The organism is Lacipirellula sp., from assembly GCF_965279485.1.
Lineage (GTDB): Bacteria > Planctomycetota > Planctomycetia > Pirellulales > Lacipirellulaceae > Lacipirellula.
In genome coordinates, this window is the sequence record NZ_CBDIIC010000002.1 from 3,619,546 (window position 1) to 3,634,234 (window position 14,689).

Sequence of the window (14,689 nt, forward strand, 5' to 3'; positions counted from 1 at the left end):
GCTCTGCATTTGCTAAACGCCCCATGACGACTACTGCCACGCAACCAGTTCTCACCGCCGCTGGCCTTCGCAAAGCGTATGGCAGCGGTACGGCCGCCGTGCATGCCGTCGCCGGCATCGACGTCGACCTGCTGCCGGGAGAGATCCTGGCGATCATGGGTGCATCTGGCTCGGGCAAGACGACGTTGCTTCACTTGCTCGCCGGATTGATTCGCCCCGACAGCGGCAGCATCCGCCTCGACGGGGTCGACGTCGCCGCCGCGTCCGATGCACGAATCACCGCGCTCCGTCGCGAGCGGATCGGCGTCGTGTTTCAAGCGTACAATCTGATGCCGACGATGAGCGTTCTCGATAACGTCGCCTTGCCGCTGTTGTTGGCGGGCAGTCGACGGTCGCACGCCCGTGCGGTCGCGGCCGAGCGACTCGCCGCCGTCGGCATGGAGTCGTTCGCCAAACGCCGTCCGCCGCTGCTCTCTGGCGGCGAGCAGCAACGCGTCGCGATTGCCCGCGCGCTTGTGAGCAATCCGCAGGTCGTCCTCGCCGACGAACCGACCGGCAATCTCGATCGCAAGAATGTGCTCGCTGTGTGCAAACTCCTGCGGCAAGTCGCCACCGCTGACGGCCGCGCGGTGGCCGTCGTGACGCACGAGCCGATGGTCGCCGCCTATGCCGATCGCATCATCGTGCTGGCCGACGGGCGGATTTCGGATCAGTTTCAGCGCAGCGAGGTTGGCTCGGTGGAGCAGCTTGCCACCCGCTGTTTTCATGCGGTGGACGGCCCTGCGTGAGCTTCGCATTTCCATAGCCCCTGGCTCCGCCAGGGGGTCGGCCTCTCTTTCGCTGGACGTCGCCCTACGTGGTGCAACCCCCTGGCGGAGCCAGGGGCTAGAAGGTCACGTACGCCGCGACGGCCAGCACGATTACTCCGCCCGCGAGCGCCGCGCCAAGTCCGCCGAAGCGCATCTTCCGCAGGTAAAAAATCAGCACGAACCCGGTGATCGACAGCAACACCGTCAGCACCGACACGACGTCGATGATCAGCGACCATGCCGGCCCTGCGTCGCGTCCCTTGTGCAAGTCGTTCATCACCGCAACGAGCCCGTAGCTCGCTTCGGTGACGGTAAACTCCGCCGTCGCGCGGTCGATGATCACGTCGGCGATGTACCCCGGCGCCTTGAACATGACGACGCACTCGTACTCGTCGACTTGAAACTCGCCCAGCGCGCCGCGGACGCCTTGCTCAGCTCGCAAAAATTCGACGATCGCCAACTTGTCGACATTCGACTCCTCAGCGGCTGATTCTTCGCTCCCCTCGCCAAGCCACTTGCGATCGAGCGTTCCCTGCCGTTCGCTCACTCGCTCCATATCGGCGCCAAACCAATCGGGATGGTTGAGCGTAACGCCGGTGACGCCGAAGAAGATGAGCGACGCGAATGCGAACATCGACAAGTAGACGTGCAGCCACCGCATCGCCCCCGCGAACTGCTTCGAGCGATTCCGCTGATTGACGATGGCGCCCGAGTCGACGCGCCGCAGCGTCACTCTATTTTTTGGCGGCTGGTGCGGGGGCGGCGGGCTTTGGTCGGTAGGCGACGGAGGCGGACTTGATTTCAACATTGCCTTCTAGCTTCGTTGCGGCGATCGGCTCGCTGCCGAGCGCCATCTCGTGGCGAATCAACTGATAGGTCCCGTGCTCGCGAGCCGCCTCGATGAACAGCGTGTACTTCCCCGGCTTGAGCGGCGTCCCCTCGTCGCTCGTGCCGTCGAACAGCGCCTGGTACTTGCCGGGCCCGCGCGTCGCGGAGGCGATCGTGCCGACCAGCGGTGTGAGATCGACGAGCTTGCGATTTCCCTCGTTACGATACCACCGCGACAAATCGCGGTGCCACCGCGGGCCGGGGCGTTCGGTTTGGAGCCACAGAACGGCCGTTTTTACCGCGAAGCCATCGGCGTTCTCCAGCCAGACGGCGACATAGGGGCGGCGCAGCCGGCGGCCGCTGGGGCGATTGATTTCGAAGTCGACGACGAGTTCGAGCAGTTCTGTTTCAGATTCGGCGGGCTTTTCTGCAGGAGTTTTGGTTGTCTCCGGCGATTCGGTCGTCGGTTTCTTGGCACCATCCTCCGTTGCAGTAGTCGGTGACGGCGTGGATTTCTTTGCTGTGTCTTCCGTTTCGTTTGTTGCGGCTGCCGGCGTTTCGACTTCGGCGGAAGCGAACACGACCGGCGTCGCCGTTTCGAACGAACGCCAGTTCGCCGTGCTGAATTGCTGGCGATCGGCGGTGACGATCAGCGCTGCAGCGCCAGGCGTCGACTCAACCAGCGCAAGCGCTTCCTCCGCCGGCAGGATGTTGCAGAGCGTCGCGAGGGCGTCGGCGTCGGTCGAGTTGGCGGCGATCACGGTGGCGCTCGCCGCAGCAACGGCCGGGCTGCCGGAACGCGGGTCGATAATGTGCGAGTGCCAAACCCCTTCCACTTCAAAACCGCGGCGGTAGTCGCCGCTCGTCGCGATGGCTCGATTGGCGAACCACGGCGATCGGCGGGGCGTTGACGGCATGCTGCCGCGGATCGGCGATGCGAATCGTTTCCGTGACGTCGCCCGCGACGCGCATGTCGCCGCCGATGTTGAGCAGCGCTCCCGCAACATCAGGCGAGGCCATCGCCGCGGCGAGCGCTCGTTCGGTAATAAAACCTTTGGCGATGCCGTCGAGCGAAAGCGGCGTCGCCGAGAGCCGCGTTGCCGTGCCGTGGGCCACGTCGAGATTCCAGTGCGTTTCGTTCGCGAGCTTCGCGGCCGCTTCAAGCGTGGCGGCCGACGGAGCGCGGTCGAGTTTCGCCGCTTCGCGCCACACGCGACTGAGCGCTTCAACGCCCGGCTGAAAGGCGCCGCCGCTCGCCTCGCGCCAGCGATCGCTTGCCGCGAGCACTTCGAGCAGTTCGCTCGAAACGGCGGTCGCCGAGCCCGAGGTTTGTTGCCAGCGGCTCAGTTCGCTCTCCGCGTTGTAGGTGCTGAAAATGAGCGCCAGCCGATCGATCTCCGCGAGGGCGCGGGTCTCCGCGGCTTGCGCAGCAGCGAGGTCGCTGCACGAAATCACGATGCCGAGCGACGTTCCCAGGACGTGTTCGTGGTCGAATTCATACCGCTCGGCGTGGACGAACGGGTGGAGGCACGCGCAACTTAGCAGGGCGATCGTCAGAGCAGCAAAGGGCTTAATCATCGATTGAATCCAACTCTGGAACAGCAGCTTACGAGCGCTGCCAGTTTGTGAGTTTGCAGGAAATGCGAGGATCGGGCTTGAAACCCCTCGAGCGACCATTATGTTAATGATATTGAGAGTCAGTATCAAGTGTGTTGGCGGGCTGAGGCGACGAATCGCCCCAAATCCGCGAAAGCCGGCTGAAAAGGCCGCGTCCAGCACACCCCCTACCCTCTATTTCTGGAGGCTTCGCCGTGGCGAATTCCGCAATCGACGACACGTACGAGCGAGCGGTTGGCTTGTTCAACGTCAACCGCATCGATGACGCCGTCGACCTCATCACGGCCGATCTCGATCAGCGGCCCGACGACGGTCGGCTGTGGGAACTGCTGGGAACGCTCGCCTACGCCAAGGAAGATTTCAAGCTGGCGCTCACGGCGATCGAGCGGGCGAGTCTCCTGATCCCGCTCTCGCCGCGAGCCCAGTTGGTGCTGGCCAAATGCTACGATCGCGGCGGCTTCCGCGAATCGGCCTCTGCGATCTACTGCCACTTGGCGACGCTGCCCGACCTTGCCGTCGATCTGCTCGCCACGCTTGCCGCCGGACTCGGTCGCTGCGGCGAATGCGAACTCGCGCTGCAGGTTTGCCGTCGCGCCGCGGAAAGTTTTCCCGATCGCGCCGATCCGCATCTTGGCATCGTCCATTACATGCGACGACTCCGCCGGCCGGTGAAGCAGATCCTGCCGAGCATGTTCCGTGCGCATCATCTCGAACCCGAAAACGTCGAGTACCGCGTCCGCTTGGCGTGGATGCTCCACGAATCGGGCTGCTCCGCTGCCGGCGCCTACCTGCTTGAAGGGGTCGACTGCGAAGAGTTCAGCTGCATCCGTTGCCTGACGCTCATGCAAACGATCTTCGACAGCGTTGGCGACGAAACGAATGCCAACGTCTGCCGCCAACGATTAGCCATCCTCGCCAGCGACTGGTCTTCGCCCGATAGCGACAACTAAACCCACGAACCAATCCCGCCAACCGCGCGTCCCTGCAGAAGACGCGTTTCTCACACCGACATACGACGACAAGGAGATCTTCGATGCGAATTGGCATCTTCTACGGTTCCAACACCGGCAACACCGAGATGGCCGCCAACAAGATTAAGGCGGAACTCGGCGAGCTGATTCCCGATCCCGTGCGGGACGTTGCCAAGGCCGCGCCGGCAGAGCTCGCTGAATACGACATCCTGCTGCTCGGTTGCTCCACCTGGAACATCGGCGAGATGCAAGACGACTGGGCCGATTTCTTGCCGAAGCTCGATCAGGTCGATCTTACCGGTAAGAAGGTGGCCATGTTCGCGATGGGCGACGCGGTCGGCTACCCCTACAACTTTCTCGACGCCCTCGGCGAACTGTGGCAGAAGGTCGAGTCCCGCGGCGCCTCGCTGATCGGCGTCTGGCCGACCGACGGCTACGACTTCCACGAATCGACCGGCATGTTCGACGACGACCACTTTCTCGGCCTTGGCCTCGACGAAGACAACGAACCGGGGCTGACCGACGACCGCATCCACGCGTGGCTGCTGCAACTGGTGCAAGAGCTCGGTTTCGACGTCGGCGCAGAAGTCTAATCTCACCGCAAACGCATCGTCGCTGAAGATCGCGGTTTCGCACCGCGATCTTCAGCGGCTGAACTCTCCCTTGGCCTCCCACTTCAGTGAAAGATGATGATGACCGCGCCTTCGCTGCCTGAGCGTCCCGAACCGCCCCCTGCCCCGCGTTCGGTTTCGTCCGAGGAGCTGTTTCAGGGCCAGAGAATGGCCTGCATTCACCACGACGGCAAAGTCTATCGTCTGCTGCTAACGCGTAACAACAAATTGATTTTGCAGCGTTAGGCGAGCGCTCCATCGCCGCGCGGACGCTGCCGCTAATTGGCATAAAAAAAGAGAAGAGAGTCGGCTGAGCGTCTCTGAAAACTGAGAAGTTATCTGGCTCCACGGTTGACGACGCTCTCGAACTGAAATAAGGTACTTAGATACCTGAGATTTAATCTCACTTCATTGCTTGCTAGCCAGCGCCTCTTCGCCCGCCAGCATACGAGTCTTCTGCGGTCGACTCGTTCCTCCGATAGTCTTGCTGGCGGATTCTCACGTCCCTACTCCTCCGAATCGCGAGGAGTTTAGGCGGCGTCGTGCTCCAGCTATTTGCGTTACTGGCTGGTTCTCATGGTTTGCCTATTTGTGCGCCTGTATGGCCGCACACCGCTACGAAGCCCGTGCTCGATGCGTCCGTCGCTGCACTGCGTGCTTCAATCGCAACGCCGTGCGTTCACGCTCGTCGAACTGCTGGTGGTGATCGCGATCATCGGCCTGCTTGTCGCGCTGCTGCTGCCGGCGGTTCAGGCCGCTCGCGAAGCGTCGCGACGCGCTCAGTGCGTCAACAACGTGAAGCAGATCGCACTCGCGCTCCATCAGCACGACGCCGTTCACAAGCAATTGCCCGGGACGGAAACGTCGTACGGCTCCGGTTCGCTCCGCACGTTCACCGGCGGCAGCGCGTTCATTCCGATTTTGCCGTACATGGAGCAGCAAGCGCTGTTCGCCACGTACAACGTCAAACGAGCGATCGGCCACGCCGAGAACTCGCAGGTCCGCAACACTGCGATTCCCGCCTACCGTTGCCCCTCGATGACCTTCGTTGGCGCTGAGCCGAACTACGCTTGGTCGGGCTACGCGATGAGCACCGGCAGCGGCTACCCCCACTTCGGCAAGTGCTGCACAGGCAGCGGCCAGCCAAAACAAACCTACCACAACGGCGCCATCGTCGATCCGAAGAGTTCGCTGGCGAAGAAGACCAGCGTCTCGCTGATTGCGTCGCTCGACGGCAGCTCGAACACCTTTCTTCTTGGCGATATGGATGCGGGGCTGATCTATCCGCCCGCGGTCGCGCCGCCCGATACGGTCCTGTGCGGCGTCGACGTCGAAACGGGTGGTACGGTCCCCGGCTACGGCTGCCCGCTCTGGTACGACTATTACCCGATGAACGCCAACCAAGGGGGCTTCAGCGGCGTATTCAACGCCGATCGACTGATCACCGGCTGCGACGAGTGGGTTACGTTCCGCAGCGATCATCCGGGCGGCGTCAACATGGCGCTGGTCGACGGCGCGGTTCGTTTCATCGCGGAAACGACCGCCGACGTGACGCTCCAACGCCTCGCGCAGCGCGACGATGGCGAGACGGGAGCGGCGCCGTGATTTGCACGACCTTGCATCGAAAGACGTTTGCATTGGCGATCGCATTCGCCTGTTGCCTCGGTTGCGGCGGTCCGACGAAACACGCCGTGGAAGGAGCCGTCACGCTCGACGGTCAGCCGCTCAGCGAAGCGCGAGTTCTGTTCGTGCCGACGGCCGAGGGGCAAAAGAAAACCGGCTGCCTCGTGAAGAACGGAACCTACCGCCTGCTCGCCGACGTCGGCCTGTTGCCGGGCCGTTACCAGGTGCAAATCGTCGATGACCCGCCCGACGTCGATCCCGATCTGCCCGCTGCGGAACGCGAACCGCGCCGCCTGTTGCCGGAGGTGTACGCCACGTCGACGCCGCTGCAGGTGGAAGTCGACGAGCAAGGCGGCGGCGACTTCGACTTCGAATTGAAATCGACCCCCTAACGACTCCGCGAAGCAGAAGCTTGGCGACTACCGACACGCAGGAACCCACCATGCATCACCACACACTTAGACGACTACGCGGCGTCGCGCTCGCCGTGGCCCTGCTATTGGCGCTGTCGACGGCTGCCGATGCGGCGATCGACGGTTCAAAACATTTCGCCGAGCCTTCGGCCGTGCCGAGCTACGGCCCGAACAACTACATCCCGACGTTCGGCGACGGCCCCGGCAACGTTTTTGGCGTGGAGAGCGCCGGCACGCCCGACGTCACCTCGACCACCGATCTGTGGACGCTGGGCGACGCCCACACGACGCGGCAAGAGTGGTCGGACCTTTATGCCCGTCGTTTGAATTCGCGCTCGGCGCAAGTCGATGCGATCGGCGGCTTGCAAACGGACGGCAGCGGGCCCGTGTTCAGCGGCACGATCACCGCGTCGGCGCCGGGGTACATCACCACCAGCGGCAACTTCTACGCCTACACCGGCGATTTCACCGGCACGATCCTCGCCGGCAACTACGGCGGCGCCACGGGGAGTCGCGCGGGCGGCACGCTCGCGCTGTTGCAAACTTCCTCCGCTGCGAACCCTGACGTGCGTCCCATGTTCGCCATTGGCAACCCCGACGGCACGTATGAAGAAGGCTACGACCCGCTGGGCATCGAGATCACGCTCCACGACGGTTCGCCCATTCCCGGCGGCGTTTCGATTCTGCACTGGGGACTGAACTTCCAAGCGATCAGCGAGCCAAGTCCGCACGGCGAAATTCCGTGGCAAGAAAACCTCTGGTCGATTTGGATGCCCGAGTGGACCGGCGATTTCCGCGTGCAATACGGCAACGTCAACCATGGCGCCTTCAGCGCGGCCCGTCTCGACACGGCGATCGGCAGCATGAACGGCGAACCCTCGCTCGCGAACTTTGTCGTTGGCCCGCCGACTGAGCCTGGACTGGCCGGCGACTTTAACACCGACGGCGTCGTCGACGGCGCCGACTTCCTCGCCTGGCAGCGCGGCGTTGGAACGACGTACACGAGCGAGCAGCTTGAAGACTGGAAAGCAAATTTTGGCGCCTCGCTGCCGGTCGTGAACGGTTCGAGCACCGGCGCCGTCGCGGCAGTTCCCGAAGCGAGCGCGTTTGCGTTGGGGCTCAGCGGCTTGGCCGCCGTCGCGCTCCGCGGCGTCGCAACGCGAAGGGCCATGGCTAGCCGCAAATAGTTTTGTGTTGTGTGTTCCGTACCTCTGTGGTTTTTCTCACCTCTGTGAAAGGAAACGTCTCGTGAAGAAGATGATGACCGCGGCGCTTGCCGCGATGCTGTTAACGCTGGGGCTCGTTTCGAGCGTGCCGGCCGCCCTCTACAACGACGGGTTCATCGACCCGAGCTGGCAGGGCCAACCAAATTCGACGTATCAAGAATGGGTCAACGGTTTCGCCGCCGCTGGCGCCAACAATTCGCCCGGTTATCGCGCGAACGGCGCCAAGGAAGCGTAGCAAACCCCCACCAGCCCCAGCGAACTCGCCGCGTTGCAGGCGCAGTACGCCCCGGCGAATCCGAACGGCACGGCCAAGGCCGGCAGCGCGGTCGGCTTCATGACCAGCACCTACGGCATCTACAGCTTCAGCGCCAAGATCCAGCCGACAGCCACCGTGCCTGACTACAACCTCGGCGCTGGCTACAACACGACGATTCGTTGGCAGCTTTCGATCGACCGCATCGGCGAGTGGCTCGATCTCAACACCGTCACCGTGACCCCGCTCGGCGGCACGCCGGTCGGCCTCGCCAGCGGCATCGAGTACGTCACAAAAATTTACGACGACGCGACGTCGACATGGCTGACCCCGACGGTGTTCACGACGTCGACCGGCACCGGCAGCTTTCATGACCTCGGCCTCTTCGCCGGCGTCGCGGCAGGCTACGGCGAAGGCCCCGATTACACGAAGGGCTACCTCTTCGAATGGACGCTGCCCGGCAACGTTGCGAGCTACACGCTGAACGCGACTGCTCTCGGCACTTCAACAAGTTTCAAGGGAACGCAAGTCGACACGATCGCTCGCGCCGCGGTGCCGGAACCGGCCACGCTAGCGCTGGCGGCTTGTGGCGGCGTGGCTTGCCTTGCGGCGCGGCGCCGACGCAAGTAGTACGCGACGAATCCGATATAGCCAACGCGCCCGGCCCGCGATGACTCGGGGGCCGGGCGATGTTTTTCGCCTGAGGCTGTACGCTCTTGAGATCGCTGTGCGATGGACTAAGGTAACCTGCACCCCTTACGGACAACTCACCACGCGAGCGCATCATGTCGTTCAGCCAATTGCCAAATCCTGCAGAAAAACGGTTGCCCGTAACTTCGAGCCTTCGGCAACGAGCGATGCGAGCCTTCAGCGGGCTTCTCATCTTACTCTTTCTCTGCGCCGCTCGGACGGCGGTGTTCGCGGAGCCTTGGGACGCTCCCCCCATCGAGCGCTCGATTGCCATTCGCGATGGCCGCACCGACGCCGATGTGTCGCAGGGCGAATTCATCAGCCAACTCGGTCAGGCCGACGCCGTGTTCTTGGGCGAGCAGCACACCGACGAAACGACTCATCGGCTGCAGTTGGAAATTCTCGACTGCTTGATCACGAACCGCGACAGTCGCGTCGTGCTGTCGCTCGAAATGTTCGACCGCGACGTGCAGCCAGAACTCAATCGTTACCTCGCCGGGGAGATCGACGAAGAAACCTTCCTCGCCAAGGCCTGCCCGTGGGGCAACTACCACGAAGCCTACCGGCCGCTCGTCGAGCGCGCGAAGCAAGCCGGCATTCCGGTGATTGCGGCCAACTTCCCGGCGCCGGTGCGGCAGCGATTGATGATGGCCGGTCCCGAGGCGTGGGAGTCGCTCTCTGCCGAAGATCGCGCCGTCACGCCGCGCGAGTATCTCGCCAATTCGCCCGAGTATTGGAAACGCATGGACAACGCCATCCGCGGCCACGCCGGGATGATGAGCACCGCGGAGACCGCCGAGGAGCGCCTTCATTCGACGCAGTCGCTGTGGGACAACTCGATGGGCGAGGCGTGCGCCGACGCTCTCAAGCAACATCCGGGGCACGCGGTGTTGCACGTGAATGGCGGCTTTCATTCCGCCTACTGGCAGGGCGTCGTCGACCAGTTTCGGCAACGCAATCCCGACGCGAAAGTAAAAACGGTCGCCATCGTGCCGACGTCAAATCCGATCTCGCATCGCAACGCGGGGACGCCGTCGGCCGACTACGAAGCGCTCGTCGAAGCGCGAGCCTCGAACATCGATCAAGGTAAGCGGAGCGTCGCCATCGGCGGCTCGCTCTCCTATTTGCTCCACATGCCGAAGGATGCCTCGCCCGAGAAACGCGTGCCGCTGTTGATCTGGCTCAGCGATGACGGCCTCACCGCGGAAGAAGGGATGGAGCTTTGTCGCCAACGCTTCGGCGATGCGGCGGCGATCGCCGTCATCGAGGCGCCGACGCAAGAGCGGCAGTTTGATCTCGCGATCGGCGGCCGTTGGTTCTTGCCGGCGACGTTTACCGAAGACATCGGCGGGCTGTTCGGGGGCGTCGAAGAGACTTGGGCCTACTTGCTGCGACACTTTCCGATCGATCCGCAGCATGTCGCGCTCGCGGGCGAAGGCTCCGGCGCGACCGTCGTCGCCGCCGTCATCCTGCAAACCGACCGACTGAGCGCGAGCGCCGTCGCGATCAATCCGCGGCACTATGCAAAGTTAAAGGATATTCCGTTGCCGCTGCCGGAGTATCGACTTGAATCGGCGCGGCCCAAACGCTCGCTCGTCGTCACTGGCCCGGCTGACTCCGAGAAGTGGTGGCAAGAAGAGCTGGCCGCGTACACCGAGGTTGGCGTCCCGAGCCGGTTTGTCGTCGCGGCGACCGATCCCTGGCAACGCGAAGCGGAGCAAGACGGCTTGCTTGCGGCTGCGCTCGGGAAACCCACGGCCGATGTTAGCGAGAAACTCGCCGGCAAAGTGCTCGTCGTTCCCGAGCCATCGGCCCGCGCGCAACACTGGGGCCGTTTGCAATCGCGTTGGCTGTCGGAGCAACTCGGCACGCCCGTCGCGGTTGCCTCAGTAGCGCCGTCTGCCGCTGAAGGCGAAACGATCTCCATTGCAATCACGCCGCCCGCCGCCGCTCGTCCCGGTGCACTGCCAAAGTGCCCTGGCCCCTTTGGCGGCACGACAGTTATTGTGCTGCCCGCTGGCGTTTCAACGGAAGAAATCGCTGCGTGGAAGAAGCTCGAAGCGGACGATCCCCTCACGAAGGCGAGCCGTTTCCATCGCACCCGCATCGCGACGCACGACGGCGAACTCGCGCTGCCGAGCGTCCTGAAGAAACTCGAAGGCGAAAACCGCCGCAACGTCCTCATCGTCCCGGCGATGTTCTACGCCCCGACGCCGTGGCTTCACGAACTCGCCGCGAGCGCCGCAGAGTTCGAAAACCGCATGACGCTGCAGTGGCAACCGGGCCTCGGCGGCCGCAAGGAAATCCTAGAAGCGACGCAGAAAAAGTAGCTGCGGGTCAACGACCCGCCGGAGCGAACTAGTTAAAAGCTGCGGACTTCACATGCTCACGCCTTCAGGGCGAGAGCATGCCATCCATGCTGACTTAGTACGTCCAACTCGGCGTCGGCGCTTCGAACGCCACCCGCTCCCCAGTCTGCGGATGCTCAAACGCAATCCGCAGCGCGTGCAAGCAAAGCGGAGGATCGTCGACGTCATGCGTCTGCGTTTCGCCCAGTTGCCGCCCCGGCAGATACGCCTGCTCACCGACGATCGGCCAGCCGAGATGCCACAGATGGACGCGGATCTGGTTCGTGCGGCCCGTAATCGGCCGCGCCTCGACGAGCGATGTGCCGTCGGTGAACGTCTGCAGTGGGCGGAACTCAGTCCGCGCCGCTTGGCCTTGCTCGTCGATCGCGCGGCCGCCGAGGTCAGTCGTCTCGGTTCCAATGGGGGCCTCGCAGACGAACTCTTCCTTCGGCGGCGTTCCCTGAATTCTCGCTAAATAAACTTTCTCCACCCCGCCCGCCGCGAACTGCGGCTGAAGCCGCGACGCCCACGCGCCGGTTCGTGCGAACACCACCACGCCGGTCGTGTTCGCATCGAGCCGATGGACCGGCCGCAGCTTCTGCGGCTGGTAAACCCCGTTGAGAATCGCCTGCAGCGTGTTGCGATTGAATCGACCCGAAGGGTGCAGCGGCAACGGCGCTGGTTTGTTGATGACGACGATCGCCGCATCTTCGTACAACACGCGAATGTCGTCGCTCACATCCGGTTCGGACATCGCCGGCGTCGAATTGAGATACCGCTCGCCGGCCCGCACCGGTTGCGTCGCAGCGACCGGTTGATGCTTGTCGTTGAGCAGCAGCCCGCGCTCAAACCGCTCCTGCCAATACTCCCGCGAGAGGTGCGGAAAGACTTCGCACAACATCGCCAAGAGCTCGCGGCCATCGTACTTCGCCGAGATGCTGATCGGCCGGTAGTTGTCGTACGGCGCGCTTCCCGGCAGCGGCGTCGTCGCAGCGGCGATGGCGGCCGCCCGCTCGGATAGCGTTCGCTCGAGTTGCTCGCCCGCGGCAACGTAGCAGTACGGACACGTCTTTCCCGGTTCGTAACGCTCGTCGCGCTGGTCGGCGGGCGTCAGCGGCGCCAGGCACGAGTAGCACTGGGCGTTCGCCGTTTCGACGAGACCCGCATCGAGGCCGACGCGGCGATCGAACACAAAACATTCGCCGTCGTAGTGATCGCCGCCGCAATCTTCAAAGTATTTGAGGATGCCGCCGTCGAGCTGAAAGATCTGCTCGAACCCCTCGCGCTCCATGTACGGTCCCGCCTTTTCGCAGCGAATGCCGCCGGTGCAGAACATCACGATCGGCTGCTGCTTCATCTCGACGGGCAGTTCCGCCACTGCCGCGGGGAAATCGCGAAAGTGATTGATGCCGAGCGTCTTCGCGTTCGTGAACGTGCCGAGCCGAACTTCGTACTCGTTGCGGGTGTCGAGCAGCGTCACCGGCCGACCTTCGTCGAGCCACCGCTTGAGCTCGTGCGGCGGCAACTTCGGCGACGTGCGCCGGCCCGGTTCGATCCCCGGCACGCCGAACGCGATGATCTCTTTCTTGATGCGAACGAGCATCCGCCGAAACGGTTGATCGTCGCTGAGGCTGACCTTCGGCGTGAAGTCGGCCAGTCCCGGCAGCGCTCGCACCGCCGCGAGCAGCGACTCAATCGCCGCCTCGCCGCCGGCGACGAACAGGTTGATTCCTTCAGGGCTAATCAGAATGGAGCCACGCAGCCCCCAAGCTTTGCAGTCGCGCAGCAACTGCTGCCGCAACGAGGCGAGATCACTCAGGGGAACGAACTGATAACCGGCAATGTTGGTGACGCTAGGCATCGTTCTAGCGTACCAACCGAGCGATTCTGTGCGAGGCGTCCCTAGGGCCAATTTCGTTAGTCAAGCCTCAATCGACCAGCCAAGCCACTAAGGCGTCGAAGAGGTCGAACTCAACGGCCGCTTCCAACGGCTTGAACCGGTCACCACCGTCTCTGCCGGCAGTCGGTGAATTCCCTCCGGCGCCGAGAAATATCGCCGCTGGAAATACCACGCCGCGCTCACGCAGCCGACCATCGCCGGGATCTCCACCAGCGGTCCCGCCACGGTGGCGAACGCTTGGGCCGAGTCGATGCCGAAGAGCGTCACCGCCATTGCGACGGCAAGCTCGATGTTGCTGCTCGCGCTCGAAATGGCGATCGTCGACGTCCGCGAGTACGAGGCCCCGCGCTTCGTCTCGCTGAAGAACGACCACAAGAACATCACGCAAAAGTAAATCGCCAGCGGGGCGCCGACTTGTAGTAGCTGCAGCGGCATCGCGAGCAGCTCGTCCGTCTTGAGCGAGAAGATCACGACCGAGGTAAACAAAATCGCCGCGGGTCGGAGCGGAGCGATGCACGGCACGAACGACGCTTCGTACCACTCCCGACCGCGCCACTTCACCAACAGCAGTCGCACGCCGACGGCGATCGTCAGCGGAATGCCGAGGTAGATCGCGACGGCGCCGTAATACTGGTAGATCTCCGCATCGAACGCGGCGGTCCCCATGCCGATCATTGGCGGCAGCATCGAGACGAAAAACCACGCCAGCAGCGGGTAAAGAATGAGCTGAAACAACGCGTTGAGCGTGACGATGCTGTTCGCGTACTGCTGGTCCCCTTCGGCTAACTTCGTCCAAACGGAAATGCCGCCCAAACCGCGCGCGAGCCCGATCAGGATGAGCCCAACCGCGTACTCTGGTTCATTGCGCAGAAACAACGTCGCCAGCAGCGTCATCAGCAGCGGGCCGAGCAGCCAATGCTGCAGCAGCGTCCACCGCAACCCGCTCAGGTGCGGCACGAGCGAGCCAACTTCCTCGAAGCGGATCTTCGCCAGCGAGGGGTACATCATCACGATGAGCCCGACGGCGATCGGAATGTTCGTCTGGCCGAACCGCAGCCCTTCGAGAAACGTCTCGGCCGACGGCGCCCAAATGCAGATCGCGCAACCCTGGAGAATGGCCAGGATCGTGAACGCGACGAGATGGCGTTCTAAAAACGAAGGCGGCGCAGAGGCCGGCGCAGTTGATTGGCGAGTGGTGTTCAAGGTTCTGAGCGTCCGACAGCGCGCACCCTCAAGCAGTTGAAACCCTCCGGCAAACGGAGGCGGGGCGGGATTCTAGTGGAATGCCCCCAGCGGAGCCAGAGCGCGCAACCCCGTGCTATCACGGGTGCATCATCGGTGAACGCTGCAGGCGTTCCGTCTTCCAGCCCGGGGTTGATCGCGCGGCGATCTACCCCGGG

The 14,689-nt window shown here is 63.4% G+C and carries 15 protein-coding genes; 10 read left to right on the top strand and 5 right to left on the bottom strand.

Going from position 1 to position 14,689, the window contains the following annotated elements:
* Positions 1 to 23: 23 nt before the first annotated feature.
* On the top strand, positions 24 to 788 hold the full coding sequence (locus tag ACQY7R_RS22115) for an ABC transporter ATP-binding protein (RefSeq protein ID WP_428307720.1): 765 nt from the start codon (positions 24 to 26) through the stop codon (positions 786 to 788).
* A gap of 97 nt (positions 789 to 885) precedes the next feature.
* On the opposite strand, the gene ACQY7R_RS22120 is transcribed toward ACQY7R_RS22115, so the two are convergent.
* Genes ACQY7R_RS22120 through ACQY7R_RS22130 form a run of 3 tightly spaced genes read right to left on the bottom strand, consistent with a single transcriptional unit; the run spans position 886 to position 3,215 of the window.
* A complete protein-coding gene (locus ACQY7R_RS22120) occupies positions 886 to 1,542 on the bottom strand; it encodes a PepSY-associated TM helix domain-containing protein (RefSeq protein WP_428307721.1) in 657 nt (218 codons plus the stop codon).
* A gap of 1 nt (position 1,543) precedes the next feature.
* Positions 1,544 to 2,554, bottom strand: coding sequence for a DUF2271 domain-containing protein (locus ACQY7R_RS22125; protein WP_428307722.1), 1,011 nt, complete (start codon positions 2,552 to 2,554; stop codon positions 1,544 to 1,546).
* On the bottom strand, positions 2,475 to 3,215 hold the full coding sequence (locus ACQY7R_RS22130) for an FAD:protein FMN transferase (RefSeq protein ID WP_428307723.1): 741 nt from the start codon (positions 3,213 to 3,215) through the stop codon (positions 2,475 to 2,477). Before ACQY7R_RS22130 ends, ACQY7R_RS22125 begins: the two co-directional genes overlap by 80 nt.
* 233 nt (positions 3,216 to 3,448) lie before the next feature.
* Between ACQY7R_RS22130 and ACQY7R_RS22135 the strand changes: the two genes are divergently transcribed.
* The 9 genes from ACQY7R_RS22135 (at position 3,449) to ACQY7R_RS22175 (ending at position 11,371) form a co-directional block, all read left to right on the top strand.
* On the top strand, positions 3,449 to 4,204 hold the full coding sequence (locus ACQY7R_RS22135; RefSeq protein ID WP_428307724.1) for a tetratricopeptide repeat protein: 756 nt from the start codon (positions 3,449 to 3,451) through the stop codon (positions 4,202 to 4,204).
* A gap of 83 nt (positions 4,205 to 4,287) precedes the next feature.
* The gene (locus ACQY7R_RS22140) at positions 4,288 to 4,818 is read left to right on the top strand and encodes a flavodoxin (protein WP_428307725.1); all 531 of its coding nucleotides are present in this window, start codon (positions 4,288 to 4,290) and stop codon (positions 4,816 to 4,818) included.
* Between the two features lie 99 nt (positions 4,819 to 4,917).
* Positions 4,918 to 5,082, top strand: coding sequence for a hemin uptake protein HemP (hemP, locus tag ACQY7R_RS22145; protein ID WP_428307726.1), 165 nt, complete (start codon positions 4,918 to 4,920; stop codon positions 5,080 to 5,082).
* 387 nt (positions 5,083 to 5,469) lie between these two features.
* Positions 5,470 to 6,441, top strand: a complete 972-nt coding sequence (locus ACQY7R_RS22150) for a DUF1559 domain-containing protein (protein WP_428307727.1) — start codon at positions 5,470 to 5,472, stop codon at positions 6,439 to 6,441.
* Positions 6,438 to 6,851 carry a hypothetical protein gene (locus tag ACQY7R_RS22155; RefSeq protein WP_428307728.1) on the top strand — a complete coding sequence of 138 codons (414 nt, stop codon included), beginning with the start codon at positions 6,438 to 6,440 and terminating at the stop codon, positions 6,849 to 6,851. Before ACQY7R_RS22150 ends, ACQY7R_RS22155 begins: the two co-directional genes overlap by 4 nt.
* A 50-nt stretch (positions 6,852 to 6,901) precedes the next feature.
* Positions 6,902 to 8,059, top strand: a complete 1,158-nt coding sequence (locus ACQY7R_RS22160) for a hypothetical protein (protein WP_428307729.1) — start codon at positions 6,902 to 6,904, stop codon at positions 8,057 to 8,059.
* A 61-nt stretch (positions 8,060 to 8,120) separates the two neighbouring features.
* Positions 8,121 to 8,333 carry a hypothetical protein gene (locus tag ACQY7R_RS22165; protein ID WP_428307730.1) on the top strand — a complete coding sequence of 71 codons (213 nt, stop codon included), beginning with the start codon at positions 8,121 to 8,123 and terminating at the stop codon, positions 8,331 to 8,333.
* A 33-nt stretch (positions 8,334 to 8,366) separates the two neighbouring features.
* Entirely contained in the window at positions 8,367 to 8,981 is a 615-nt protein-coding gene (locus tag ACQY7R_RS22170) for a PEP-CTERM sorting domain-containing protein (RefSeq protein WP_428307731.1), read from the top strand.
* A gap of 227 nt (positions 8,982 to 9,208) precedes the next feature.
* Complete coding sequence (locus ACQY7R_RS22175; protein ID WP_428307732.1) at positions 9,209 to 11,371, top strand: ChaN family lipoprotein; 2,163 nt, start codon at positions 9,209 to 9,211, stop codon at positions 11,369 to 11,371.
* A 94-nt stretch (positions 11,372 to 11,465) separates the two neighbouring features.
* Here ACQY7R_RS22175 and ACQY7R_RS22180 read toward each other — a convergent pair whose 3' ends face one another.
* Both ACQY7R_RS22180 and arsB read right to left on the bottom strand, forming a co-directional pair.
* Positions 11,466 to 13,250 (bottom strand): RluA family pseudouridine synthase, encoded by a 1,785-nt coding sequence (locus ACQY7R_RS22180; RefSeq protein WP_428307733.1) that lies wholly within the window; start codon positions 13,248 to 13,250, stop codon positions 11,466 to 11,468.
* Positions 13,251 to 13,337: 87 nt separating this feature from the next.
* The gene (arsB, locus tag ACQY7R_RS22185; protein ID WP_428307734.1) at positions 13,338 to 14,492 is read right to left on the bottom strand and encodes an ACR3 family arsenite efflux transporter; all 1,155 of its coding nucleotides are present in this window, start codon (positions 14,490 to 14,492) and stop codon (positions 13,338 to 13,340) included.
* Positions 14,493 to 14,689 lie beyond the last annotated feature (197 nt).

What these genes read in the sequence shown, in the direction of transcription:
- ACQY7R_RS22175 (WP_428307732.1), top strand. Translation starts at nt 9,209, where the DNA reads ATGCGAGCCTTCAGCGGGCTTCTCATCTTACTCTTTCTCTGCGCCGCT.
- ACQY7R_RS22115 (WP_428307720.1), top strand. Translation starts at nt 24, where the DNA reads ATGACGACTACTGCCACGCAACCAGTTCTCACCGCCGCTGGCCTTCGC.
- ACQY7R_RS22180 (WP_428307733.1), bottom strand. Translation starts at nt 13,250, where the DNA reads ATGCCTAGCGTCACCAACATTGCCGGTTATCAGTTCGTTCCCCTGAGT.
- hemP (WP_428307726.1), top strand. Translation starts at nt 4,918, where the DNA reads ATGACCGCGCCTTCGCTGCCTGAGCGTCCCGAACCGCCCCCTGCCCCG.
- ACQY7R_RS22140 (WP_428307725.1), top strand. Translation starts at nt 4,288, where the DNA reads ATGCGAATTGGCATCTTCTACGGTTCCAACACCGGCAACACCGAGATG.
- ACQY7R_RS22130 (WP_428307723.1), bottom strand. Translation starts at nt 3,215, where the DNA reads ATGATTAAGCCCTTTGCTGCTCTGACGATCGCCCTGCTAAGTTGCGCG.
- ACQY7R_RS22150 (WP_428307727.1), top strand. Translation starts at nt 5,470, where the DNA reads ATGCGTCCGTCGCTGCACTGCGTGCTTCAATCGCAACGCCGTGCGTTC.
- ACQY7R_RS22125 (WP_428307722.1), bottom strand. Translation starts at nt 2,554, where the DNA reads ATGCCGTCAACGCCCCGCCGATCGCCGTGGTTCGCCAATCGAGCCATC.
- ACQY7R_RS22160 (WP_428307729.1), top strand. Translation starts at nt 6,902, where the DNA reads ATGCATCACCACACACTTAGACGACTACGCGGCGTCGCGCTCGCCGTG.